Origin of the sequence: Herpetosiphon llansteffanensis, from assembly GCF_003205875.1 — a bacterium.
Lineage (GTDB): Bacteria > Chloroflexota > Chloroflexia > Chloroflexales > Herpetosiphonaceae > Herpetosiphon > Herpetosiphon llansteffanensis.
Genome location: NZ_PUBZ01000099.1, coordinates 24,161 through 48,102, shown reverse-complemented (window position 1 = coordinate 48,102; position 23,942 = coordinate 24,161). Strand labels below are relative to the sequence as shown.

General features: G+C 48.5%; 19 protein-coding genes. 5 read left to right on the top strand and 14 right to left on the bottom strand.

Annotation, left to right across the window (positions count from 1 at the left end; all coding sequences use genetic code 11):
• Positions 1 to 100 precede the first annotated feature (100 nt).
• A complete protein-coding gene (locus C5S61_RS14105) occupies positions 101 to 1,276 on the bottom strand; it encodes a hypothetical protein (RefSeq protein ID WP_110515687.1) in 1,176 nt (391 codons plus the stop codon).
• A 214-nt stretch (positions 1,277 to 1,490) separates the two neighbouring features.
• Between C5S61_RS14105 and C5S61_RS14100 the strand changes: the two genes are divergently transcribed.
• Positions 1,491 to 2,723 carry an AAA family ATPase gene (locus C5S61_RS14100; RefSeq protein ID WP_110515686.1) on the top strand — a complete coding sequence of 411 codons (1,233 nt, stop codon included), beginning with the start codon at positions 1,491 to 1,493 and terminating at the stop codon, positions 2,721 to 2,723.
• An 89-nt stretch (positions 2,724 to 2,812) separates the two neighbouring features.
• Here C5S61_RS14100 and C5S61_RS14095 read toward each other — a convergent pair whose 3' ends face one another.
• On the bottom strand, positions 2,813 to 3,280 hold the full coding sequence (locus tag C5S61_RS14095; RefSeq protein ID WP_110515685.1) for a hypothetical protein: 468 nt from the start codon (positions 3,278 to 3,280) through the stop codon (positions 2,813 to 2,815).
• A 115-nt stretch (positions 3,281 to 3,395) separates the two neighbouring features.
• Positions 3,396 to 9,776 (bottom strand): RHS repeat-associated core domain-containing protein, encoded by a 6,381-nt coding sequence (locus C5S61_RS14090; protein ID WP_164689482.1) that lies wholly within the window; start codon positions 9,774 to 9,776, stop codon positions 3,396 to 3,398.
• 240 nt (positions 9,777 to 10,016) lie between these two features.
• On the opposite strand from C5S61_RS14090, the gene C5S61_RS14085 reads away from it, so the two are divergent.
• On the top strand, positions 10,017 to 12,677 hold the full coding sequence (locus C5S61_RS14085; protein ID WP_164689480.1) for an ATP-binding protein: 2,661 nt from the start codon (positions 10,017 to 10,019) through the stop codon (positions 12,675 to 12,677).
• Between the two features lie 52 nt (positions 12,678 to 12,729).
• Here C5S61_RS14085 and C5S61_RS14080 read toward each other — a convergent pair whose 3' ends face one another.
• The 11 genes from C5S61_RS14080 to C5S61_RS14030 form a co-directional block, all read right to left on the bottom strand.
• Positions 12,730 to 13,764 (bottom strand): phosphotransferase family protein, encoded by a 1,035-nt coding sequence (locus C5S61_RS14080; RefSeq protein ID WP_110515682.1) that lies wholly within the window; start codon positions 13,762 to 13,764, stop codon positions 12,730 to 12,732.
• 26 nt (positions 13,765 to 13,790) lie between these two features.
• The gene (locus tag C5S61_RS14075) at positions 13,791 to 15,008 is read right to left on the bottom strand and encodes an acyl-CoA dehydrogenase family protein (RefSeq protein WP_110515681.1); all 1,218 of its coding nucleotides are present in this window, start codon (positions 15,006 to 15,008) and stop codon (positions 13,791 to 13,793) included.
• A 29-nt stretch (positions 15,009 to 15,037) separates the two neighbouring features.
• Positions 15,038 to 16,168 carry a DPP IV N-terminal domain-containing protein gene (locus C5S61_RS14070; RefSeq protein ID WP_164689478.1) on the bottom strand — a complete coding sequence of 377 codons (1,131 nt, stop codon included), beginning with the start codon at positions 16,166 to 16,168 and terminating at the stop codon, positions 15,038 to 15,040.
• 20 nt (positions 16,169 to 16,188) lie between these two features.
• Positions 16,189 to 17,082, bottom strand: coding sequence for a diacylglycerol/lipid kinase family protein (locus C5S61_RS14065; protein ID WP_110515679.1), 894 nt, complete (start codon positions 17,080 to 17,082; stop codon positions 16,189 to 16,191).
• On the bottom strand, positions 17,079 to 17,846 hold the full coding sequence (locus C5S61_RS14060) for a response regulator (protein WP_054533230.1): 768 nt from the start codon (positions 17,844 to 17,846) through the stop codon (positions 17,079 to 17,081). The genes C5S61_RS14065 and C5S61_RS14060 overlap by 4 nt, the downstream gene beginning before the upstream one ends.
• On the bottom strand, positions 17,822 to 18,511 hold the full coding sequence (locus C5S61_RS14055) for a Maf family protein (protein WP_110515678.1): 690 nt from the start codon (positions 18,509 to 18,511) through the stop codon (positions 17,822 to 17,824). Before C5S61_RS14055 ends, C5S61_RS14060 begins: the two co-directional genes overlap by 25 nt.
• A gap of 74 nt (positions 18,512 to 18,585) precedes the next feature.
• The gene (locus C5S61_RS14050; RefSeq protein WP_240614523.1) at positions 18,586 to 19,716 is read right to left on the bottom strand and encodes a tyrosine-type recombinase/integrase; all 1,131 of its coding nucleotides are present in this window, start codon (positions 19,714 to 19,716) and stop codon (positions 18,586 to 18,588) included.
• Positions 19,717 to 19,809: 93 nt separating this feature from the next.
• Positions 19,810 to 20,328, bottom strand: a complete 519-nt coding sequence (locus tag C5S61_RS14045; RefSeq protein WP_124033432.1) for a hypothetical protein — start codon at positions 20,326 to 20,328, stop codon at positions 19,810 to 19,812.
• Positions 20,329 to 20,494: 166 nt separating this feature from the next.
• The gene (imm40, locus tag C5S61_RS14040; RefSeq protein ID WP_164689477.1) at positions 20,495 to 21,547 is read right to left on the bottom strand and encodes an Imm40 family immunity protein; all 1,053 of its coding nucleotides are present in this window, start codon (positions 21,545 to 21,547) and stop codon (positions 20,495 to 20,497) included.
• An 81-nt stretch (positions 21,548 to 21,628) separates the two neighbouring features.
• Positions 21,629 to 21,988: a hypothetical protein gene (locus tag C5S61_RS14035; RefSeq protein WP_110515675.1), complete on the bottom strand. Its 360-nt coding sequence runs from the start codon at positions 21,986 to 21,988 to the stop codon at positions 21,629 to 21,631.
• 96 nt (positions 21,989 to 22,084) lie between these two features.
• Positions 22,085 to 22,582, bottom strand: a complete 498-nt coding sequence (locus C5S61_RS14030; protein ID WP_110515674.1) for a DUF4274 domain-containing protein — start codon at positions 22,580 to 22,582, stop codon at positions 22,085 to 22,087.
• 174 nt (positions 22,583 to 22,756) lie between these two features.
• Between C5S61_RS14030 and C5S61_RS14025 the strand changes: the two genes are divergently transcribed.
• The 3 genes from C5S61_RS14025 to C5S61_RS14020 all read left to right on the top strand — a co-directional run bounded on the left by C5S61_RS14025 (position 22,757) and on the right by C5S61_RS14020 (position 23,888).
• Complete coding sequence (locus C5S61_RS14025; protein ID WP_110515673.1) at positions 22,757 to 23,248, top strand: hypothetical protein; 492 nt, start codon at positions 22,757 to 22,759, stop codon at positions 23,246 to 23,248.
• 3 nt (positions 23,249 to 23,251) lie between these two features.
• Positions 23,252 to 23,389, top strand: a complete 138-nt coding sequence (locus C5S61_RS26885) for a hypothetical protein (RefSeq protein ID WP_164689475.1) — start codon at positions 23,252 to 23,254, stop codon at positions 23,387 to 23,389.
• Positions 23,390 to 23,522: 133 nt separating this feature from the next.
• On the top strand, positions 23,523 to 23,888 hold the full coding sequence (locus tag C5S61_RS14020) for a hypothetical protein (protein ID WP_110515672.1): 366 nt from the start codon (positions 23,523 to 23,525) through the stop codon (positions 23,886 to 23,888).
• Positions 23,889 to 23,942 lie beyond the last annotated feature (54 nt).

The following is a 23,942-nucleotide window of genomic DNA, read 5'->3' as shown; positions in this document are numbered from 1 at the left end:
ATGTTTAATTGCCTATTGCTGCATGGTTGTTGCCCAATGCTCCTTACTTGATGTAACTACCCGAATAGCTACAGATAAAATAGTATTATAGGTTAATATACTATTTGTCTGTATGTTTATTAAAAATATCAAGCCATTGATTTAGCTCAATATTCTCAAATGAATCTTCAGTCTCAAAAATTCGGTCAGAGCGATCATATAAACCCTCTTTAAATTCACAATCAAATTCGAGTGTTTGATCAATATAATTAAATAAAGGAATATTGTAAGGCTGATCAATTAAATGATGAAGCTGTTCTTGTTGGGATGTATTTGTGCGATTTTTTTGTAATCGCCGATCAATGTCAGATAATAGTAAATCTTTGGTTGTATAGCCAATACATGCATCTGCGTAGCGCAATAGCGTTGCAACCGCAAGACCTAAAGCCTGCAATGGAATTGTTCGCTCAACTAGATCGGTTCCGCGATGAACATAGTTATTGCGGCTCTCAAAGACTCTTTCAAGTGCATAATGGTCTGTCAACTCGATCCCAAGTATTGTTCGAACTCGTTCTTTGATTTTCTTGTAAGGTGTTCGTCTATGATCATTTGTTAGCAAAATTTCAAGTGCGGTAATTGCGCCAAGCAATTGATCTGTATACGTTGTAGCCATAATTGACTTATAAAGCCTAGCAACTGCTTGGCGCAAAGTTATTTGGACTGAGTTTTGGGCATTGCTATGCATACTTCGCCAAAGACTATTTAAACAAGCGTTGCTACAATTGGCTTCAAATTGACTATAAGACCACTCTAGAATGTCATAGTTGGCTGAACGAGTAAAGGTTTCTAATGAAATACCACCTGACCATGATGATAAACGCTGTTGATTGATGGGATTGTAGAGTACAAAATGATCTTCTTGTTCTAAAAAATCATGAGCAAGCCCACAGCGATAAACATCTTTTGGCTGTATTAATCCCATAATACTTAAAAATCCAGCTATTTGTTGCTGGCGGATTGTTACTTGTAGCATAAAATGTTCGTTTGAACGCTCTTCGTCAAACCATTCTGTATTAATCACGCCTGATTGGCGAATACCAAGATAACTGCCTTGATGATCAGCAATGCGACTACCTGACTTAACTTCGTCTAGATGTTGCAATAAATCGGCATGATTGATGATTAAGGCATCGCCAAAAATTGGAGCATTAAATAGCTTTGTACTGTCACCAGTTAAATCAATTCCTGCAATTGGCTTGAAAACCCACCATGGTGTAGCTGGAGGTCGTGGCAACATACTGATTACACTCCTATCATTGCCTGTTTTGGGGCATTATAATAGCTTGATGTCGCACATTTGTGCATAATATACTATGTATACTGAAGTGTTGTTGGTGATGAAATGAGATCTACTAAAAACTGCCACATTTAATCGCTGTGACAACCATTGTCAACGAGGTGATTATACTTGAGCTACCAACCGCGAGCTTTAGCCTACAGGAGAATATCGCGTGCAGCAAGAAACCTATTTCATTGATGCCTTACAGCAGCCCAGCCAAGCGTTGACCTATCTGGTCAATCAGCAATTAGCAGCGCATTATCCCGATAAGGCGATTCTCCAAACTCAAGATTGCGATTTTGATGTGCGCACTTATGCTGAGGCTGGCTTTTGCGAGCTTCGGGTGCTCCAACAACCGCACCCACAAATTGGTTATAGCTGGGTGCGTGGCGAAGAAGGCTCGGTTGCCCGCTATTTGGAAAATGCGTGGCAAACCGTCACATGGAATGACCAGCAGTTCGAGTTGATTGGTATGACGTGGAATGCCTATGGTAACCAGATGACCATTCAATATCTGATTGGCGCTTCGCAAGCGGCAGTTGAGGAGTTTTTCAAGGCTGTTTCTGCTTGGAACACCGAAATTCGCGATGAAATTATGGTGTTTGAGGAAGGCAGTTGGGAAAAGAACCAAGAATTATTTTATGCGATTAAAAATACATCACTTGATAATTTAATTTTGCCTGGCACACTTAAAAACGATATTTTCCGCGATTTGCAGCGCTTTTTCGAAGCCAAGGAAACCTATACCCACTACAATATTGCTTGGAAACGGGGAATTATTTTGGTCGGCCCGCCTGGCAACGGCAAAACGCATATGATCAAAGGGTTGTTGAATGCCTTAGATTATCCATGTTTGTATGTTAAAAGTTTCGATGCCCAATATACAACCAATAATGCCAATATTCGGGCGGTGTTTGATCGGGCGCGGCGCAGTGCTCCCTGTATCGTGGTGCTCGAAGATTTGGATTCATTGATCAACGATAACAATCGCGCCTTCTTCTTGAACGAAGTTGATGGTTTTACCTCGAATCAAGGAATTGTGCTGTTGGCAACCACCAACCACCCAGAGGATATTGACCCAGCGATTATGAACCGCCCAAGCCGCTTTGATCGCAAATATTACTTTAGTTTGCCAGAGTTGGCCGAGCGGATGGCCTATATTCACCAATGGAATAGTGCCCTGCACAGCTCGACCCAATTAACCGAGGCTGGAATTCAACAGGCAGCAGAGGCTACTGAAGGCTTTTCATTTGCCTATTTGAAGGAATTATTTGTTTCGGCCCTGATGCGTTGGATCGATACCAAAGATCAAACAGTGATGGATACGGTAATTTTGGAGCAAGCTACATTTTTGCGTGAGCAAATGGTGACCGAGCAGCCAGCAGCGGCAGAAGACGAAGCCTAATTTTTGCTGGCTATAGGGTATTTGGCCCAGCAACGAGCGCATGATCAACCTGATCATGCGCCCTGGATTTTCTTGGCTGCGCAAGATTTTTAAGCTTGATTAACTGGTTTTTTGCGGCGTAAGAAGGCGATACTGGCGACAAAGACCACTAAGGCTGCCCCTGCAATCACGGTTGCAGCACTATCAATTTGCATCGATTTGCCTTCACTGGGAGCCATGGCCATTAAGCCATTGAAGCCAGCAATGATAAAACTAAGGATAACTGCCAACCAACCCCAAACTTTTTTGCCTGTGAAGGCCAAGCCACTAAGGACAAGGCTTAAGCCAACTGTGCCTGCGATCAGGCTATAGAGCACTCTGGCTCCTGATTCAACCAGATCGCTCTCTTCTTTGAGCACATCAATAACGCTAACGTTAATGCTGCTATCGGCGGTGCTCGAAACATAGGGTAGAAAAAGCCCAACAACCATAATTAAACTTCCAACCAGCATCACAATTGCAGCGATTGGCAGCGCTTTGGGTTTGCTGGCGAGAGCTGTGCTTGTTGCTTGTGCCATGACGATTGCTCCATCAATAAAATAGTTGATGGAGCAATCATAGACCGACCGACTAACATCCGAACCAGCATGGGCTAACGTTTAGACTAACATAATTAATTGCTATTAAAGAATTTTACTCATTTGCATCATATACACCTGTAGCTCTATCAACACCATAAAATATTGATCTCATCGATCGTCCTTGTCCTTGCTTTATATAATGAGATGTAGTACTTTCCATAGGCATATGCATAGATTCGTAAAATATATCGAATAAGTTAATTTCTTCGCGATAATTAATCATTGCTTGAATTGGTGGTCCCCCTTCGTTGCATTGAGAATCGTTACATTCACCCCAGGTAAGACTTGAATTTACATAACCATTCTTTTTTATTTCTTTATATATTAAGTAAATTCCTGGCGGAATGCTTTCCTTTGGGGCCAGAGCCATATGCTGTAATGCATCCATAAGCGTCTTAGTAACCACAGCCGTTTCAGGGCCCAATACTGCCACAACACTATCAAAATCTACCAAGAGAGTAACAGCGGCAATGTCTTTATAGCCACCACTAATCTCCGCACCTTTTATAGTAACTCCTATATTTTTACTTTCCAGAAGAGCTTTTAACTGAGTTAATGCTCGTCGGGCTTGGGTAGCATTTCGAATAACCGTTTTTACATGTCCAGTTGGGTCGGTGTAGGTTAGTGGGTTGTTCTGGACATAGCTATAGCGATTGAGGCTTTGTGGGTTGGCTGGTCCCCACGGTGTGCCAATATCCTGTTGTTGGGATTGGCTCAGGGTGAACCATGGTGTGCTGCGTTGTTCTTGGTTGAGGCTCATGGTAAAAGCTGGGTCGGTAAAATCGGTGGTCAATGAGCGTAAGCCACTGCCATTCATCGAGCCGCTTGGGCTGCCTGACACCACCGTATCGGCGCTGATAAAGCGGCCAATCTTGGGATCGTAGTAGCGCGCATTCATAAAGATCAAGCCCGTATCATCGCGGTATTGGCCGGTGTAATTGATTTTGGTGCTGCTGGCTCCACCCTCGCGAATATTGCCCCATGGGTCAAATTCTTGTTTGTGTTTCAGCAGGCCGCTGGCGTTGGTTACGATGCTGACCGAGCCAAGCTGATCGCCATGGAGATAGCTCATGGTATTGTCGCTATCACGGTGGGCGACAATGCTGCCATTGAAGGTATAGAGCTTGCGAGCGTTCACCCCAAGTGTATCTTCCCATGCGCCTTCAAAGTAGACAATTGTTTGGCCATTGGCAATGCGCGCGGCCCGCTTGCCATCAGCATCATAGACATATTGCTCTTGCACGCTGTAGGTATCAACACTTGGTTGATTGGGGCTGGCAATGCGGTTGGGGCAGGTAATTGGCGTAATTGCCTCAGGTGCAAGCGCAGCAGGAACTCGTTGTTCTCCATTATCACAACCGCTGCCGCTGCTCCTTGGCGCACGCAGATATGATTCAACTTGCACGAGGCGGTTGGCGTAATCCCAGCTATAGCGGTTGCCGTTGCCATTGGTGGCTGTGCCTGTGTAGGTGGTGCTGAGATTGCCATTGGTATCATAGGTATAATTTTTACTCCCAATCGTGGTGGCGGCATGCGGGCGCGCGCTACCAGCAGCAGGGTAGGTATAAGTAACCCCAGCTTTGCTCAACAAATTGCCAATTGAATCGTAGCTCATGCTTTGGTCGTATGCGCCTGCGCTATCGCCCGTTGTCCAAGCGCGGGTTAGGCGATTTTGGTCGTCGTAGTTGAAATATTGAATCTGGCGGGTTTGATTGTTGGTTGCATTGTCCCATGTGCCGATGCCATTCAAATTGCCAGCTTTATCGTACCAATAGTTGCGGGAATAGAGATTGGTGCCTTGGGCTGAAAAGATTTCAAGCGTTTCTAAGAGCCGAGTTGGGTCGTCGTAGCGATATTGGTTGTAGCTGCCATTGCCATAATTGACGCGGGTTGGCTGATTCAGTGCATCGTATGTGGCTCCAGTAACGTAACACCCACCAAGCGAGGTACACAGGCTATAGTCGCGCCATGCTGCATCGTAATTGTAGGTTACGGTTTCGTCGATTGGCTGATAGCGGCGAGTTTTGACCCGATCAGCGCTATCGTAGCTGGTCAAAATATGGTGGGCATTGGTCAAATCGGTGCTGTGACCTGTGAATATTTCGCGGCCACGGGCATCATATTCCCAGCGCTGAAAGGTGGGGATTGTGCCATTGGCCAAGACTGTTTGCATCGAGGTGCGATGGCCCTTGCCATAATTGTAGCCAGCGGTTTGTTGGCCAACAAAATCATAGAAATAATCGTTATGGCTACCATCGGGTAAAACTTGGCTAGTCAAACGGTTGAGCGCATCGTATTTGAAGCTGATGGTTTGACCTTTGGCGTTGGTTTGGCCATTTAAGTTGCTGGCTGCGTCGTAGCTATAGTTGTATTGGCCCATATCAGGGTCTTGGATGCGCATTTTGCGGCCAAGCGAGTCATAGCGCATGGTGCTTGTGTTATTTTGGGCATCGATCACTGTTGTCAGCCGATCAAGCGCATCGTAGCTATAGCGCGTGTTGCTGGCAACCGACCAATTGGTGGTGTATGCGCCAGCACAAGCGTAGCTAGCCCAATAGCCAGTGGCGCAGTTGCCGTTAATTTCGTTCACTTCGCGCAAACGGCCAAACACATCGTAGCGATATTGGGTGCGGTGGCGATTTTGATCGATTACATCATCATAGAGAAAACTACTGGTTACCCCATAATGGTGCTCGACCGTTCGGTTGCCAGGGCTGGTGATGATCAATGGCCGATTCAAGCCATCGAAGCTGGTCGTGGTTGCTTGATAAAGCGGATTGCTAGCGGGAACATAGCCCCAGAAATTGCTGCTATCAGTAACATAGCGTGGCTCGGATTGGCTGGTGGCGCGGCCCAAGCCATCGAAATTGGTATCGTTGACAATATGTTGGCTACCATCGATGCTCTCGGCTTTGGTTTGAATTTCTTGGCCAAAGCCGTTGTAGAAGTGTAAAATTGGTCGGATAGCGCTCTGACCAGCATCTTCGCGCAGGCTGACGAGATATAAAATTGGGCGATAAGTGTCGTAGTAATCGATATGGGCGGTTGGAAAGCTGCTGCTATCGCCTGGCTTGATCAAATTGGTCATCCGACCAAACCCATCATAGGTTGCCGAAGTGGCATTACCATTAAGATCGATTACCTTGGTGACGCTGCCCATTTGGTAATCGTACTCAGCTTGTTGACTTTGATTGAGTGGATTGGTTTCGCGAACAGGATACGCATGGTAGGTGCTATCATATTCAGTGGTGCTGGTACGGGCAGCGGTTCCTTTGCCTGGCACGCCATAATTTACCGAGCCATTGGTATTGATCCGCGTGCTGTAATCGAGGTTATAGCTGGCTTGGGTTGTGCGGTTGCCATAGACATCATGGCCATAAACGACATCCGATCCATAGAGGGTTGTACCAGTTAAGTCGGTTTGCAGTGGCACGTTGAAATAGTGGCTTTGGCGGGTGATCAAGCCACGAGTGCCAAGCACGTTGGTTGTGGTTGCGCCATCGTAGAAATTGGCCGAAAGCATCAAATAGCGGCCTTGGCCATCGGTAGTCGCGGTTTGCCATGGCCGATCAACGATATAGCTGTTGGCATCATCGCGGGTTGTATACCAAGCCAGTTCTTTGCGCAGCACCGTGCCAGTATCGTCGGCAACACTTTTTGCGGTTAGGTTGCCATAAGTTGCTTCATAGGTTGAACTGGTGGTGATGCTGCGGGCATTGGTTGTGCCTGCTTCGTAGGTGCTTTCGCTGGTTGCGGCGCTATAGTTGAAGGCGCGCCATAAGCCAGCTCGTTTGTAATGGTTGCTTTGAGTGGCATGAGTGGCATTGCCATCATTGCCATAGAACGGTAAGGTAATGCGGGCATAATTATTGGTTATGCGGCTCAAGCGTGAGCCATTGAACCAAGTTTCTTGGGCGCTAACTTTGCCCTTCCAGCTTTCGCTATCGCGCATGGTCAGGTAGCAGCTATCGTTAACATTCACATATTGATTGCCAGGTGCAGGAGTGATAATTGCTGGCTGACAGGGCGTAGCAGCGCTGCCCCCATTGCCTTGATGGAACCATGTCTCGGTAGTGCGCAAGAGCGGTGCTGTAGCGGTGCTGCCATCGTAGATGCGCTCGCTAACTTGAGCATGGCCGCGAAACTCGCTTTTTTCGGCGTGGGCCAAGGCAAAGCGGCTATCGCCATTGCCACTTTCTGGGTAGCGGGCATAGATAACTGCCGCCGAGTGATTGTCGTCGTTTAAGGCAGGGTAGGCATAGCTATACTTGCTCAAATAGTCGCGGCTATAGGCTAAATTGCTGCTATCAGCCTGAACGACATTAGCCACCCGATAATAGTTTTGGTAATACTTGGCATAATCGGCAATGCCTTGATTCCAAACATGTTCATAATTGATCGTCAGTAAGCCACCTTGGCCGTTATCAACTTGGGTTAAGCGGTTCCAACCTGGGGTTGGCTCAAGCGCATTGCCTTGGCTTAGCCCATAGCTAAAGCTGATTGCTGGTAGTGGTTCGTTGTTTTTGCCCAGCCGTTGGACATTGGCTAAGGTTAATACCCGCTGCCCATTGCTCACATCAGCACTAACACTATTAGCAAAGGCTGCATAATTGAGCTTGTAGGCCCGCATTAATTGATAGTTACTTTGGTCAGGTGGCATGCTCAGCACTTTAATTTTGTCGATCCGATAGGCTTCATGGGGTGTGCCAGCCTTGCCCATAACCCGCGAGCTGGTGTATTCCCAGTTCAAATCGACATTTTCAGTTGGAGCCGACCAACGCGGACTCATATCGAACGCGAGGGCATAGCGCGGTGTGCCAGTGCCGGGCGTTGCGCCATCGTAGCCCCAAAATACATTTTGCAGGAACCAAGTTGGGTGGATTGGCTCGGCGGCTTGGATGGTATCAACATGATATTCGTAGACTACCGCATTGCCACTGGGATCAACCACTTTGGTCAGCAGCCATTTGTAGGTTTCAAAGCGATTGGCTGGCGAGTTGGTTCCCCAGCGTAGAGCCTGATTAAACTCGTAGCGGGTGCCATTCTTAGTCCACGCTGTCCAAGTATCACTGCTGGCCGATTTGCGCAACTTGACGAAGGTTTCGTCGGTTGCATGCCACGTCCAGTTTGCCTCGGCGAGATTGGTGTAGTTGCCATCAAGGGGCTGCCCTCGCACCATATCTGATGATTGTCCATCAAAAACCAGGCTGAAGCTATCCCATTGATGGTCGCTTGAGCCAGCGCTAGTGGTGCGGCCAATTGAGCCGCCGATGCCTAAATCCCAGCCTTTGCCCACTGAGCTAGCTTGCCATAATGGCCGCGTACCGTTGCTGCCATCGGATGCAGCGCTGGAATAGCTCAAATTGACCACTGGTTTATGGCCAGCAGCACCAGCAGGCACTTCAATTGGCACGCTATAGCTGGCAGCGCCAGTAAAACCACCGCCTTGAAAGCCTTGCAGGGTGGGCAAATAGGCGGTTGAGGGCGAAGAACCATCACTTAAGTTAAATGCGCCATCGTTGGTAATCGTCGCTTTGGCCACATGATTGACCGAATCAATCGTGGTTGCGAGGCTTTGCCAGCTTTGGCTGGCTTGATCATAATGGAACAACCTGAGGCTTTGCTCTTGGATCCCAAGCACTTGCAATTCTTCTGGGCTATAGGCAAATTGCAATTCAACTGGGGCAAACGATTTTTGGCTTGCCTGAATTTCAAAACTGCTGAATCCACGCCGCTCAGGCACAAATTCGCTATACTGAAGGGCTTTTGAGGTTTTATTAAGCGCCATAGTTTGATAAGGAACATAGCTGAAATGTGCTGCATGTGCTCCAGTTGGCAAGGCAATGCTGACCCGTTGGTCGCTGCTTTGGAGCATTTGGTCTTGAGTTTGCCAATGTTCAACTTGTTTGGCGGTAGTTTGAGGGGCAATCAATGCGCCAGCGCTGAGGGTCGCTGCTTGAGGGAGATTGCTAGCATTGGCATGCGGATTAAACAACAAAGCACCATGCGTAGGGCGGCTCGTAATCCGAATGCTGCCGCTGAAGGTTTGCTGGCTTTGTGGCTTTAAGCGTTTAATCTGCCATTGCCACTGAGTTTGATCAACAAGGTTGGTCTTGCTGAGCGCCTGAACACCAGCAGGAACGGGTAGCGAAACCACAATATTGTGGCCTTCGGTGGTGCTGCGGTTGATTAGGGTCAGCGTAAATGGTACAGCTTGGCCCACACTTACTTGGTGCGCCAGATTGAGCTCGAAGGTTAACCCTGGTGCAGCAACGGCATTAGTTGTCGCCAATTCAACTGCTTGCTGCGTGGGCAGCACATAATCAACAGTGCTGCTCAGCGGAATTGCCTGACGTTGCGGCGCGACTGTGGGTTGCTGGGCGCTGGTGGAAGGAACCAACATTTGGGCAAGGCTACAAGCAAGCAGGAGCATGCTTAGCCGTTTCCAACGACGATTACTGGGGATCATTCAGACCTCACACAGAAAACATGAACACCATTCAACCGACAGCAGCTATAGCCGCCGATTGGGTATCGCAATAAACTCCTTTGTTGATTACGAATTGACCGTTGTTAGCATAGTGAACGCTGCTAACATGTGCGCCAACATCGGCTAACATGTTGACGAACATTTTTTGATGGTCTCCTCATGCCATCCGGAGAGAGTTTGAATATGACCGCCGATAACGTCATTACAATTGAACAGCTAGAAATTAATTTGACCGAGCAACGAGTTCGTCGTGGAGCCATTAATTTGCATCTTGGTCGCAAAGAGTGGGCTTTGCTCGAGATTCTGCTGCTTAATCGCAATCACGTCTTGACTCACCGTCAGCTTTTGCAGCATGTTTGGGGTGCTCATTACGAGCGTGATAGTAGCTATTTATTGCATGTCGCGATTGGGCGGCTCCGTGAGAAACTTGGCGATAAGCCCCCACGCTATATTCTGGCCGAGGCCGATTTGGGCTATCGATTTGTGTTGCCCACGCCCAATGCTCCCATAATTGCAATCCCCGAACCAAGCCTAGCCTTGGCAGTGCCGATTACCTATACCAACATTCCCGCTCCGCTCAATGCCTTTATTGGTCGGGAGCATGAGCAACACACCCTCGGGCAGCTTTTGCGCCAGCCACATATCCGCTTGATGAGTATTTTGGGCACAGGTGGAGTTGGCAAAACCCGCTTGGTGTTGCAAACTGCCTTGCAATGGTTGCCGCTCTTTCATCATGGCGTGCATGTCGTCGATTTAGCTGCTTTACGTGACCCCGACTTGTTTGTCAATACAATTATGCAATCCTTGGGCATAAAAACTTCAAATCAAAGCCCATTATTGAAGCAACTCAAAGATTTTTTGCACGATAAACAACTGCTGCTGATCCTTGATAATTTTGAGCAATTGCTTGAAGCTGCGCCGCTTGTGACCGATCTCTTAGCGCATGCGCCACAGCTAAAAGTCGTAACCACAAGCCGCGAGGCGCTTAATATCTATGGCGAGCAACGTTTTGAATTACTGCCATTTGCTGTTGATTTTGACCATCTATCAATGATGAAGCAACAATTGCTCCAACAACCAGCAATTAGTCTTTTTTTGGCTCGTGCTCAAGCGGTTCAAGCAAGTTTAAATCATGAAACCGATGGAGGTATTATTGTGCAAATTTGTCAACGACTTGATGGTCTTGCGTTGGCAATAGAGTTAGCTGCTAGCCGTAGTAATATTTTTCCATTACCGATGTTGCTCGAGCGTTTAACCAAACGCTTAGCATTTATCAATAATGGCCCGCGTGATGTTCCTGCTCGTCATCAGACCTTACAAGCAGTTATTGAGTGGAGTTATCTTTTACTCAATCCTCGAGAGCAAGCATTATTTAGCCAATTGGCTGTATTCAGCGGAATCTTTGATCTTCAAGCAGTTTTAGGTGTTTTTTCATCTCTTGAACATTCAGATTTAGAATTAATCGTATTTAGTTTAGTCCAAAAACATCTTTTACAGTATCGAGAAAGCGATCAACGCTTTTATTTTCTCGAGACAATTCGTGAATATGCTGAGCAGCAATTAAATGAAAGACCTGATGCTGCTTGCTACTACACAGCCTATATTGATTATTATCGAAATTTTGTTCAAGCCCATAGCCATGAATTAACTGGCTCTGAGCAACAGCATTGGATGCAACAATTTCAGGCTCATTATGCCAATATTCGGGCAGCAATTGGCTATAGCTTGAAATCGGGAGCGCTTGCAAGTGCAGCGCATTTGGGCGCTATGCTTTGGAATTTTTGGAATCGAGCGGATATGGCGCAAGAAGGGAGTTATTGGATTCAGCAAATTCTTGGTCACGCTGATCAAATTGACCCAAACCATCGAATTATGATGTTACGTGGGCTAAGCACGTTTATGCGCAATCAAGGTGATTTTCCGCAAGCACAGCAGTATCTAGCCCAAGGATTAACAATTGCTCGCCAAGAACAGCGTGATGATTTGGCAATGGGTTTATTAAATGGAATTGGTTTGCTTTATAAACGTGAAGGTTTATTTGAACAAGCAGCGCAAGCCTTTACTGAAGCAATTCAGCTTGCCCGGCACTTTGATAAAATTCGTGATTTAGCAGCAATTTTAAGCAATCTTGGTGAAGTTCGTCGTAGCCTAGAGCAGTATCAACAATCGCAGAGCGATTTACAAGAATCGTTAGTTTTAGCGCAACAAGTCCATGATCATCATATGGCAGCAAATATCCTGAATAGTTTAGGCTTATTGGCCTATGATACCTGTGATTATCAGCAAGCACACGATTACTATCAACAAGGTCTCAATATTCATCAGCAACTCCAAAATAAACGAGGTATTGCCTTGATCTGTACAAATCTTGCAGATAGTTTGACAAAATTGAAACAATTTAATCAAGCAAATGCCTATTACGAACAGGCCTTAACCAATAGCTATCGTATTGCCGACCCCTATTTTATTTGCCATATTACAATTCAAAAAGCTTGGGCATTGCTTCAACAAGCAGACTACCCTCAATCGCGACAATTACTCATCGAAGCAATTAAACTTGCCTTTCAGCATGAATTTATTGCTCATAGTCTACGCGCTATTTTAGAATTGACTGAATGGTATGTAGCGCAACAACAATGGCAAAATGCAGCATGGATGGCTGGTTTTATGCAACAAAGAGCCGCAGAATATGCTTATTTGCTCGATGGTAATGATCGACGGCAACACCAAGCACGATTAATCGAGTTGCAACAAATCTTGGCTGAATATGATTCGTATTGGCAGCAAGGCTTGCAGAGTATTCCTGAACAGGTATTGAAGCTACTTATAGTTGATGTTGCATGAGCCAACGCAGGATTCTGTTGCTCGCAAAAGCAGAATCCTGCGCTAGCCAAGCTTATTTGGTGAGATCGGCGGCAGCTTGGGCCATAATTGGAATCACTGCGCCAAATTGGGCAAAGCGGGCATCCTTGGTTTGGCCACGTTGATAGCGCGCATAAATTTGGGCCAAAATGACGACCAAACGATATAAACCAAGCACATGATAATAGCGAATATGGCTGACATCGCGGCCTGAGCGCTCTGCATACCGCGCAATAAGCTCAGCGCGGCTGGCAAAACGCTCATCGGTTGGCATCATTGCCACCGCTTGTAAGGCTGGCGGATCATCGGGCTGGCTCCAGTAGCAAAGCAATGTGCCCAAATCAGCCAATGGCTCGCCCAAGGTACACATATCCCAATCAAAGACAGCGATTAATTGGCTGGGATCGTTTTGGCGAAACATCACATTATCAAGCTTATAATCGTTGTGAACGAGGGTTGGGCTTGAGGCTGGCGGCTGCTGCTCGCAAAGCCAGGCATAAACATTTTCCATTGCTGGCAAATCATCGGGCTTGGCGTTATTCCAGCGCTCATACCAACCAACGACTTGACGTAAGATGAAGCCGTCGGGTTTGCCGATGTGGCCTAAGCCAATTGCCGCATAATCGACGGCGTGCAAATCGGCCAAGGTATCGACGAGGGCCAAACTGAGTGCCCGTGGAGCCTCTGGTGTATTGAATTGGAGCGGCAATTCGCGGCGCACAACACTGCCATGGCGACGCTCCATAATAAAAAATGGCGCGCCAATGATTTCAGGTTCGTTACAGAATAAAAAAGTTTGAGGAGCCTGGGCAAAGGCCGGATGCAATTGCGATAAGACCCGATATTCGCGACCCATATCGTGAGCCGAGGGTGCAACAGGGCCAAGTGGCGGGCGACGCAACACATACTCATAATGACCATAATCAAGCAGATAGGTCAAATTGGCAGCGCCGCCACCAAACTGGCGCACGGTTAACGCTTGGCTGGCACCAGGCAACTTATCGTATAAATAATCGGCCAAGGCTGCTTCATTTAACTGCTCATCAGGCCGAACTTGAATCGTATCCATGGGTTGTACCTCGGAAGACTACAGACTTAGACGTTGCGCGCAGGATAGCCATATCGTTTTAAGATTTCGCGAGCGACAACCATTTTGTGCACTTCATCTGGTCCATCGTAAATGCGCGATGCGCGGCCTTGTCGCCACATAAAGGCCAGCGGCGTATCGTCGGAAATGCCTAAACCACCATGGACTTGAATCGCACGATCAAGCACATTCATCAGCATTGCAGCAACGCTAAATTTAATTAGTGAGATGTCAATGCGGGCTGATTTCGCTCCCGCTTGATCAATTTGCCATGCGGCGTGCAGTACGCTCAAACGCGCAGCTTGAATTTCAGCAGCACTTTCGGCAATCCAATGTTGCACCATTTGCTTATCGGCCAACGGCCCGCCAAAGGCCACCCGCTTGGTGCTATATTCGCACATCAAATCGAAGGCGCGTTGGGCTTGGCCAAGCCAGCGCATACAATGATGAATGCGGCCTGGGCCAAGTCGAGTTTGGGCAATTGCAAAACCAGAGCCGCGCTTACCAAGCAGATTTTCGGCTGGCACACGCACATTGGTATATTCAATTTCCCAATGGCCGCCGCCGGTGGTATGGCCCATCACCGAGATTGGCCGCACCAAGGTCAAGCCTGGCGTATCTGCTGGCACAATAATTTGGCTATAGCGCAAATGGGTTGGCGCATCGGGGTCGGTTTTGGCCATGACGATGCCAAAGCCAGCGCCATTAGCATTGGTGCTATACCATTTGCGCCCATTGATCACCCAGTGATCGTCGATCAGTTCGGCGCTGGTTTCGAGCAAGGTTGGGTCGGCTCCGCTGACCTCAGGCTCGGTCATGCTGAAAAACGAGCGCACTGCTGCTTGTTGCAAAGGCCAGAAAAATTGTTCATGCTGAGCTGGCGTGCCATAGTGCCAAAGAATTTCGGCGTTGCCACTATCGGGGGCGTTCGAGCCAAAAATGCGTGGCGCAAAATACGAGCGCCCAATAATTTCGTTGAGCAGCCCATATTCCATAATCGATAAGCCCATGCCGCCGGCCTCGCGTGGCAGATGGCCCGCCCACAAACCTAATTCTTTGACCTCTGCTTGTAATTGCCGAATCTCAGGGTGGTCTTCGGAGCAAGCGGGATAGGCTTTTTCGTCGTAATCGAACCATGCTTGCTCGTTGGGATAGACCTTTTCAACCAAAAATTGGCTAATTTGCTCACGCATTGCGGCAATCTGGCTGGGAATCGCAAAATCCATGGGCTTCATTGCTCCTTGGTAGCTGGGCCTTATTTAGCCCATGCCATCCCTGAATCGACATCAAACAGGTCGCGGCGAATATCGACTGGTTGGCCGAGGCTAGGCGTATTGCCTTGAACCGAGAGATCGGCAATCGAAAGGGTTACCTGATCGTTGATCGTGAAAAAGGCCAATTTGCTGCCATCAGGCGACCATGTGGCTTGGCGCGAACGGCCAGTGCTGGTGAGTTTAATTGGCGCACTGCTGACTTTGCCAGTCGCATCGGGGGCGGGTACGATAAAAATATCGCTATAGCCATTGACGCTCTTGGTGAAGGCCAACCATTTGCCATCAGGCGAGAACGCTGGGTCAAGCGCACCTTGGAAGCTATCGGCGCTTGGGCCTTGCAGCACGCCATACTCATCGTTGCCGCCTGGGAGATCAAGCACTGCATAGCCAAGTTGAATTTCGGCCACTTCGCAGCCAAAACAACGTTCGGCCTGGCTATAGACTATCATCGAGCCATCGACAGACCAGGTTGGGTGGCTCAAATCGGTATCTGCTTGGACAAAGCGTTGAAAGCTGGCAGTTGGAAAATCGCCAGTGCCAATGCGGCGGGTGCCATAAATATAGAGCGAAAGCGGATACTCTTGATACGAATCGCCACCAACGCTACGCGGAGTTTGGGCCTGCGAGACATAGCTGAGAAACTGGCCATCTGGCGACCAACGTGGGTAGAAGGCCCAGCGAATGCTTTGCACATGATCTTCAGAACGGGCTGGAATGCCAGCTGGTTCGTTATTGGTTACCTGCTGCTTGTTGGAGCCATTCGCATTCATCACCCAAATATCGGCGAAGCTTTCTTCGCGTTGAATGTAGGCAATTTGGCTGCCATCGGGCGACCAACTGGGCTGGTATTTTTTGTGCGATGTGGTGATGCGGCGAGCCTCAGTGCCTTCGTGGACCCAAATATCGCCTGAGCCATTTTCGACCCGCACGAAGAGCAATTTGCCTGGCACATTGCTTTGATTTTCGACCACAATTTGGGTAGCTTGGGTTTCATCGACTGCTGGTTGCGCTTCGGTAGTGGGGAGGGCCTCCATGGTTGGCAGGGCTGAGCCTGCGTTACTACAGGCGGCTAACAAACAAAGCACGATCAGCAAATAGAACGAACGTCTCACACAGAACCTCATCTACAGGGTTAGTTGATTTCGGTGGTACGCGGTAAAAGCACGCGTAGCGATTGCGGAACAACGCGAAAGGTCATGGGAGTGGTGCCAATTGCATCACCATCGACTTGAATTGGCAAGGGCTTGGAGCATGCAATCTCGATCTCACGAGCTTGTCGATATTCTAAGCCTTGGATCATCCCATAGCCGCGAAACAAAATTCCCGCCAGCAATTTGGGGGCATCGAGGGCACTATCGCCCATCATCGTACAAACATCGAGCATGCCATCGCGCATGGCTGCGCGATAGGCAATGTTGAGCACGCCGCCATACAGCCGTGAGTTGCTAATCAGCACAAACAGCGCATTGCCCTTGAGTGGCTCACCATCAAGGCTGATGCGGGTGCGTGTGCCGCGTAAGCGCCAAAGCACTGGCAAACTTTTGATCACATAAGCTAAGCGGCCTAAGCGTTTTTTATCTGCAGAACGCACTTCGCGGGTAATCGCTGCATCGAGGCCAATGCCAGCCATGAGCAAAAAATAGCGCTCGTTGGCTTGGCCAACATCAACCGGTTCAACATGGCCATCGGCTAGTTGGCGGGCAGCATGCAACGGATTGAGCGATTGATGCAATTCGCGCACCCAGACGTTGCCCGTGCCAACCGGCAGCGCTCCCAAAGCCGTATCGGTGCCAACGAGGCCATTCATGACCTCGTTGATCGTGCCATCGCCACCAGCAGCAACAATGAGATCGTTGCGTTTGGCTTCTTCGCGGGCAAACGTCGTTGCATCGCCTGCACGCCGCGTTTCGCGCAGCCGAACTTGCCAACCTTGGTTACTGCGCCATTCGGTGATACCTTTGGCAATTGCACGACGTTGATGGGCATTGCCTGCCATTGGGTTAAGAATGACTGTTACTCGTTTCATTCGTCGTTGTCATCATCGTTATTAAAATTCAGCGCTTGTGAGCCACGGCGTTCGATGCTTTCCAGCAAGGTTGCTGGCGTTTCAATCCAGCCACGGCGCAGGGCATACAACACCGCTTGAGTACGATCGTTCAACGAAAGCTTGCGCAAAATCGATGAAATATGGTTTTTGACGGTTTGGGTGCTAATTTTGAGCGCATCGGCAATATCTTTGTTGGTTGCGCCGCTGGCAATATGCTCCAAAACCTCAATTTCACGGTCGCTCAACGGCGAGAATAAGCTAATATCAAGGTCTGGTTCGGCGACGATGCCGGTTTGCAAACCACGGAACTGAGTCAAAATCCGGTCAGCGACCCGTGGATCTTCAAACATCACATCGTTAATCACATATTCGCCACGCGCCACCCGTCGCAAGACCGTTGCCAAGGTTTTGGGGCTAATTTCCTTGGAATAATAGGCGGCTGCTCCTGCGCGCAAGGCATTGAAGGCATGCTCGTCGCTTTCGTAGACGCTCAACATCACCACGCCAATGTTCGGGTATTGGCGGCGAATGGTGCGGGTAAATTCCAAGCCATCCATGTTGGGTAAGTTCAAATCGGTTAGCACTACATCTGGCTCATGCTCAGAAATTAAGACCAAGCCTTCTTCGGCACTAGAACCCTCGCCAATGATCTTGATATCGCGTTCGCTTGATAGCGCCCAGCGCACCCCTTGGCGGAACAACGGGTGATCATCGACCATCAGCACTTTGACTGTTGCATACATAGTGGTTCCTTTGCTAATGTAGCACGCCAACGCTGCCATGCTTGCTCAACACTATAGGGAATTGCGATTCCCGCTTGGCTCAACAAACTGGCGGTCGTTGGAAGCGGTAGCCCAACAACGGTTGTAAAACTGCCTTGAACCTCTTCGACCAGCCGTCCGCCAATGCCTTGGACTCCATAAGCACCAGCTTTATCCATTGGCTCGCCAGTTGCGATGTAGTCCCAAATCTCAGCATCGCTGAGCGGCGCTAAATGTACCTGGGCGGCGACCAATTCACATAACGGCTGTTCGGAGGCGGCGGGTAGCACCACAACTCCGGTATAAACAGTATGCCAACGTCCGGCAAGGCGGCGCAGCAATTCATAAGCATGAGCCGGATCACGTGGCTTGCCCAAGATCATCCGATCAATCACCACAATTGTATCAGCTGCAAGAATCACTGCTTGCTGATTCGTTTCGCGGGCGGCTTGGGCTTTACGCCACGCTAACAAGGTTGGGTGACTGGCGAGGCCTAAATCGAAGGCTGGAAGTTGCTCCACAATCGCCGGAGGAACCTGATCTTGGCGCTCTTCCCCATCATTTGCCTCAATTATAAACGACAGGCCCAAACTACTTAACAAATCATGCCGTCGTGGTGAGGCCGAGGCCAGAATTAAGCTATCCACGCTGAATGGTACTCCACAAGCCAAACTCAATTGCTGTTCATCATAACCCAAACAGGTAAAGCTGCAAGTGGCAATTAGGCTTCATCATCATCGTCAAGCGCGCCATCGTCGCTCAATAAGCTTACGCCGTCATTGGCAATCGCCTGTTGGGCAATGTAGCGGTTGGGCGTATTGAGGTTGGTCCAGCCGCCAGCGTCGCGCAAGGCTTGCACCGGAATGTTGGTTTGGGCCACGCGAGTTGCCCACGAATGGCGCAAATCATGCGGTGCAAGGTTGTTGATGCCAATTAATTTGCCAAGCTGAACGATGCGTTTGTGAATTGCCCGCTCAGAAATGCCAAAGCCAATCTGATTGCCTTTGTGATCAAACGCAGCCAAGAGCGAGGTTTGGGGATTGGCTGGTTGGGCAATCACTTTTTGATATTCGCGCAAGGCTTTGGCGGTGTCGCCAATCAGCCGATGTTTTTGTACTTTATCGACTTTTGGCCGATCCACCAGCAAGACTTTGCCTTGGATATGCGCCCACTTGAGCACGACAACCTCGCCACAGCGCATGCCCAAATCGACCAGCAAGCAGACGATCAGATAATCGCGCCAGCCAACCTCGGGTGTACGATTTTGCGGATTGGTGCGGGCTGCCCGTTTGAGTTCGCGAATTTGGCTTTGATCTAAGATGTGAGGCGCAGCTTTTTTGGTGGAAAGCCGAGTTGGGGTTTCGGTAGCTTCACGTTGGGCATCAATGCCATCGCCCTCGCGGCGGCGATAACCCTCGACGGTGTGGATTCGGCTCCAAGCCTCAAGGCTCAAAACGCCAGCCTGATGGGCCAAGCGACAGTAGAGCCGCACGGTGCTGAGCCGAATATTGACTGAGCCAAGCGCATAGCCTTCATTCAGCATCCATGTGCGAAAGGTTGTGACGATGCCGACGCTCATTTCGGCCCAAGCAGCTGGCTCAGTCGCTAGAATCGGCACTTCATGGTCATCAACTGGAATCACAATCCCAATGCTGGCCAGAAAATCGGCAAAAATTTTCAAATCGGTGTTATGGCGGCGAATCGTTTGCGGGCGTTGGCGCAGGCGATATTCGATGAAACTATGTTGGGCCGAAATCTGGTCGGCAACAACACTGCGCTGCTTCATGACGTTGGTGAAATTGGGCGCAAGAGGATTATTGCCCTGCTGTGGAATTAACTCAAATTCATCCATAAGATCAGCCTCGTTTAGCGTATGGATGCAGTGTAGCCGATCTCATGAGCGCTTGTCAAAGCACGCTTGTTCGGATGTGCACGCTTGATTTGGCTAGAAAAAGCCAAAATCTTCGATACTACTCACCTCGCCATCGATAATTTGCAAGAGTTTATCGGTGCGCCAAAACAAATCGCTGGCAGCAACCACAAACAAATAGACATCAAGGATGCTGCTTGGGTAGCGGGCTTGATAATCGGGATCGGCCATCAAAAAAGGCAATGCATAGCTCAAATTTGCCTCTAGCAAGCTGCGCGTAATTGAGCATTCAAGCGTGTTGATGTAGTTCCAAGCGTCGCGTTGACCAATAAACATGCGACTCGAACGCAGTTCATCAAGCTGTTTGCGCTCGGCTGGGCTGATGCTCGCGCCATACAGATAGCTGCGCACGCGTTCGGGCTGCTGCAAAAAGGCATATAACCCACGGGCATAAACCAGCCAATCCATGGGGCATTTATACCAACGGGTGGTATAGGCAAAATGTCTTAACATCAAACCTGGGAAAACCATGCCTACGCCAAGCTCCATCAGCATATGTTCGCGCGGTTTGGGCAAACTTGCGATCCATTGCATAGTTTCGGGCCAACGAAAGCGCTCGACATTTGGCAAAATACCATTGCAGTTTGCTGGCCATTTGGCAGAGCCCTCTGCCCTCGGCGGCAACGGAATGGGAATTGGCTTGGGGAGAGGTTTTGCTGATTTGCTTAATTCATTATCCATAACATCTCTCAAGTGCTCGTTATTTTTTGCTAAGCACAAATACAAATAATAACATTTGATTGTGTGGATTTGGATAGCGCTCGATGTAACTGCGGCTTATATCACAGCTGCGCTGTGCATCCACGCTGTGGCTTGGGCCAGCATCAATGCTCCAGTTGTCGTAGGTTGGGTCAATCTGGTCGTTGGTTTGACGATAGATATCGCCGCCCAAAATTGGCTTCTGCATTGCCCGAATTAGTTCGATTGCATGCAGTGCATCTGCGCGTTGCAGGCCAATCTCATTAATCATCAAATCGTTTAATGGCGTGCCTTTGGCTTGTAATAAGCTGGCGTAGGGGTTTAGTGCCGCAATTGCCAGCCCTGCTAGCAGAAAAAATGGCTGCTCATGGCGTTGCCATAACGCATTCCATCCGTGTACTTGTTGCTGCTGATCGAGCCAATAGCCAGTGATCTGCTGGCCATCAAGGTTTTGCAGCCTGATGGGAGTTTGGCTAAAGGCCTGCTTGCCTGCTAAAAGTGCTTGAATAAACTCGCCAATTGCGGGCGTAGTTTCCGGCTCTTGAGCAACGATTGCGCTGCTGATATGTTTGGCGTAGCCTGCAAAAGTCTGAGGCGATTGCTCGGCTGGCGGAATTTGGCTGCTGAGCAACCACAGCCATGCCAGTTCAGTACTAGATATTGGCTCAAGCGTTGCCAAATAATCGTCTGTTTGCCCTATGCTATGCCATAATTCAGTCCATTGGGCTGCTGCAATAACGATTGCTGATACTTTTAAATTAACATAATCATTGAGCGTCATGCTATTTAGCCCAAATTGAGCTTGCCAATTGCCGCGATCAAGCAGCGGCACCAATACCAAATATTCGCCTAAGCGTTTAATGAGATGTGGCATGATGCTTGGTTGATTGAAGTTCAGCTGCAAACACGCTGCATCATCAACCCATACCACAAGTTGATTCAATGGGCCTTGGAATAGTGCATACAAGCTGTTTTGATGATGATAGAACATGCTGAGCGTTGGCATATGCTCAACATGTTCGCCAAAACTCCAGCTTAATTCAGGTGGTTGCATGGTGCGCCTCTCGCCTATGTTTCTCATGCTGCTGAGCATAGCATAGCTTGCTGGATGTCCGCCTCAATCGCTGGTTTGAATTTAATCAAGCGATGCTGTGCGGAAAAGCCAGCCAGAACTATAAGCATCGCGAAAGTCGCTTGTCGCTTGAATCGTTGCTAAGCGCTCAAATAATGGATAGATTTGATTCTGCTCTCTGCGCACTTTTATAAGATAGCTGATTAAATTTGGTGGGAAATGGATAAAGGCTTTATCAGGGCTAATTACGCCAATCGAGCGGGTGATGCGTGAGCTACGACAAGCCCAACCCCAAGCATAAACTTGGCAAAGCTGTTCGGCCCAAAGCCAACCAAGGGCAAGAATTGGATGACGATTCGAGATTTTTTGGGTGATTGATAGGCTTTGGCGAAACTGCTCGACACACTCGGCGATTGCTTGCACGATTGCAGGGCTTGCTGATTGAGGTGTAAGTTGTGGATTAAACGCTGTGAGTACTTGCCACGCTTGGTCGATTTTTTTGGCAACTCGTTTGGCTTCTTAGCTGGTGAGCGGGCGAATCGTCGATTGCATTAACGCTTGGTATTTGATCAATGGGCCTGGACTTGGCCGCAGCATGCCCTCGGGAATCACTTGCTGTCGCTGCTCGACATAATCTTGGGTGAAATCGTCGCCATCCTCATTGGTGGGATCATAGCCAAATGCTTGGTTTTGATAAAAGCCATTCAGATAATTTGATTCGATCTGTTTAAGTAAATCGTAAATCGCTGGATTTTTTTGGTCGGCGATGAGGGCTTCTCGATTAGGATATTGATAATAATAGCCAGCGGTTGCCCGCCAAAATATTAATAGGGCAGTGCCAAGATCGCAATTTGGTTGCTGAATAATCCACCAAAGCGGTTCTAAATTACTGTCCCAATTCCATTGCAACATCAATTGATGCCATTGCAGGGGCTTAGTTAATTGGCGATAATCTGCATCAAATTCTAAGACCTGCAAGACCGCGTAGGCTTCTGATTTGGTTAATTGTGGTTCCATACATTCTCTCTTACGGAAGGATTGAGTTTATTGTAGCCTACGTGCTCGCTTTTTCAATCATGTTGCGGCTGTATTTAAGTGTCGTTTACTGGCCGCGAAATAGAGCTTGCACAGGATGTGCATTTTGGGCTAGGTTTAGACGCATTGTAGGCTAAAAGAAAGAGGATTTTGGGTATGGATTTAACAATATTACTTGCTGAAGCGCAACCTTTAATTCGTCAATGGATGCTGTTAACAACTGAGCCGACCAACCCTGATCAACCAATTGCTGGCTATTGGGGCGAATTAAATACCGAAACAGGCCCAGTGCTGATTGTTGATTGCGCGTATTTGCCAATCTTGGCTGAATCAACGCACTTGATAATTGAATATGATGCTGAAACGAATTATTCAGCCAAACTTACTTCAGGACAACTTGCCAAGGAACAATTGGCACCAATGCAGGCTTTGTATGCGCAGCCAGCAACCAGTTTGCCGCCGTTGGATGCAGTTTTGCACTTTGGCTCAGCAACGATTCAAACTTGGGTTGATTCGTTTCGCGATGATCAGAGTTGGGTTGGGGCTGATGATGTGCCTGATCGAGCATTAGTTGATGCCTATGAAACAGTGTATCAAGCGCAACACCCGCTGTATCGAGAAGCTGCAATTGCCTCGCTTGGTGGTTAGCATATGGTTTGGCCCGATGGCGATTGGCCTGAATTGTTGGAACAACAGTTGGTGCTTTGTACCTATGCCGAAGCTGAGCCGTGGCTGGAAGTTTGGCGTAATCAAGCTGGGCAATTGCAGGTTGTGGAGCGCTTCAGTTAAACCAAGCAACTAGCTATGCTGGTGAATAGCGAGCTAAATGGATAGCCATGGAATTTGCTGCTAGCTCTTGACGGGCTAGTTTAATCCTTCTATGATAGCTGTGTGTCTGGAGCGTAGAACAAAAGGACGTTGTATGAATAACATTAAACAGTCGCTCGAAGAGGCCATGAACATCGACGGAGCGTTAGGCGTTGCTTTGGTTGATTATACCAGCGGCATGACGCTTGGCACTGCTGGCGGGAATAGCGCTCTCAATTTAGAGTTGGCTGCAGCAGGCAACACCGAAGTCGTGCGTTCTAAAATGAAAGTGATGGGTCGGCTTGGTTTGAAAGATCAGATTGAAGATATTTTGATTACCTTAGGGACGCAATATCATCTGATTCGGATTTTGCAAAAGAAACCAAGTATCTTCCTCTACCTCGCGCTCAACAAGCCAACCGCCAATTTGGCCCTTGCACGGATTATGCTCAGCGAAATTGAAGAGAAGATCGAATTTTAAGCACGTTTGAGCTTTGAGGCTTGATCAATCGCAACTGTCAAATCTGGCAGTTGC

What these genes read in the sequence shown, in the direction of transcription:
- C5S61_RS14105 (WP_110515687.1), bottom strand. Translation starts at nt 1,276, where the DNA reads ATGTTGCCACGACCTCCAGCTACACCATGGTGGGTTTTCAAGCCAATT.
- C5S61_RS14095 (WP_110515685.1), bottom strand. Translation starts at nt 3,280, where the DNA reads ATGGCACAAGCAACAAGCACAGCTCTCGCCAGCAAACCCAAAGCGCTG.
- C5S61_RS14090 (WP_164689482.1), bottom strand. Translation starts at nt 9,776, where the DNA reads ATGCTCCTGCTTGCTTGTAGCCTTGCCCAAATGTTGGTTCCTTCCACC.
- C5S61_RS14085 (WP_164689480.1), top strand. Translation starts at nt 10,017, where the DNA reads ATGACCGCCGATAACGTCATTACAATTGAACAGCTAGAAATTAATTTG.
- C5S61_RS14080 (WP_110515682.1), bottom strand. Translation starts at nt 13,764, where the DNA reads ATGGATACGATTCAAGTTCGGCCTGATGAGCAGTTAAATGAAGCAGCC.
- C5S61_RS14075 (WP_110515681.1), bottom strand. Translation starts at nt 15,008, where the DNA reads ATGGATTTTGCGATTCCCAGCCAGATTGCCGCAATGCGTGAGCAAATT.
- C5S61_RS14065 (WP_110515679.1), bottom strand. Translation starts at nt 17,082, where the DNA reads ATGAAACGAGTAACAGTCATTCTTAACCCAATGGCAGGCAATGCCCAT.
- C5S61_RS14060 (WP_054533230.1), bottom strand. Translation starts at nt 17,846, where the DNA reads ATGTATGCAACAGTCAAAGTGCTGATGGTCGATGATCACCCGTTGTTC.
- C5S61_RS14050 (WP_240614523.1), bottom strand. Translation starts at nt 19,716, where the DNA reads ATGGATGAATTTGAGTTAATTCCACAGCAGGGCAATAATCCTCTTGCG.
- C5S61_RS14045 (WP_124033432.1), bottom strand. Translation starts at nt 20,328, where the DNA reads ATGCAATGGATCGCAAGTTTGCCCAAACCGCGCGAACATATGCTGATG.
- imm40 (WP_164689477.1), bottom strand. Translation starts at nt 21,547, where the DNA reads ATGCAACCACCTGAATTAAGCTGGAGTTTTGGCGAACATGTTGAGCAT.
- C5S61_RS14030 (WP_110515674.1), bottom strand. Translation starts at nt 22,582, where the DNA reads ATGGAACCACAATTAACCAAATCAGAAGCCTACGCGGTCTTGCAGGTC.
- C5S61_RS14025 (WP_110515673.1), top strand. Translation starts at nt 22,757, where the DNA reads ATGGATTTAACAATATTACTTGCTGAAGCGCAACCTTTAATTCGTCAA.
- C5S61_RS26885 (WP_164689475.1), top strand. Translation starts at nt 23,252, where the DNA reads ATGGTTTGGCCCGATGGCGATTGGCCTGAATTGTTGGAACAACAGTTG.
- C5S61_RS14020 (WP_110515672.1), top strand. Translation starts at nt 23,523, where the DNA reads ATGAATAACATTAAACAGTCGCTCGAAGAGGCCATGAACATCGACGGA.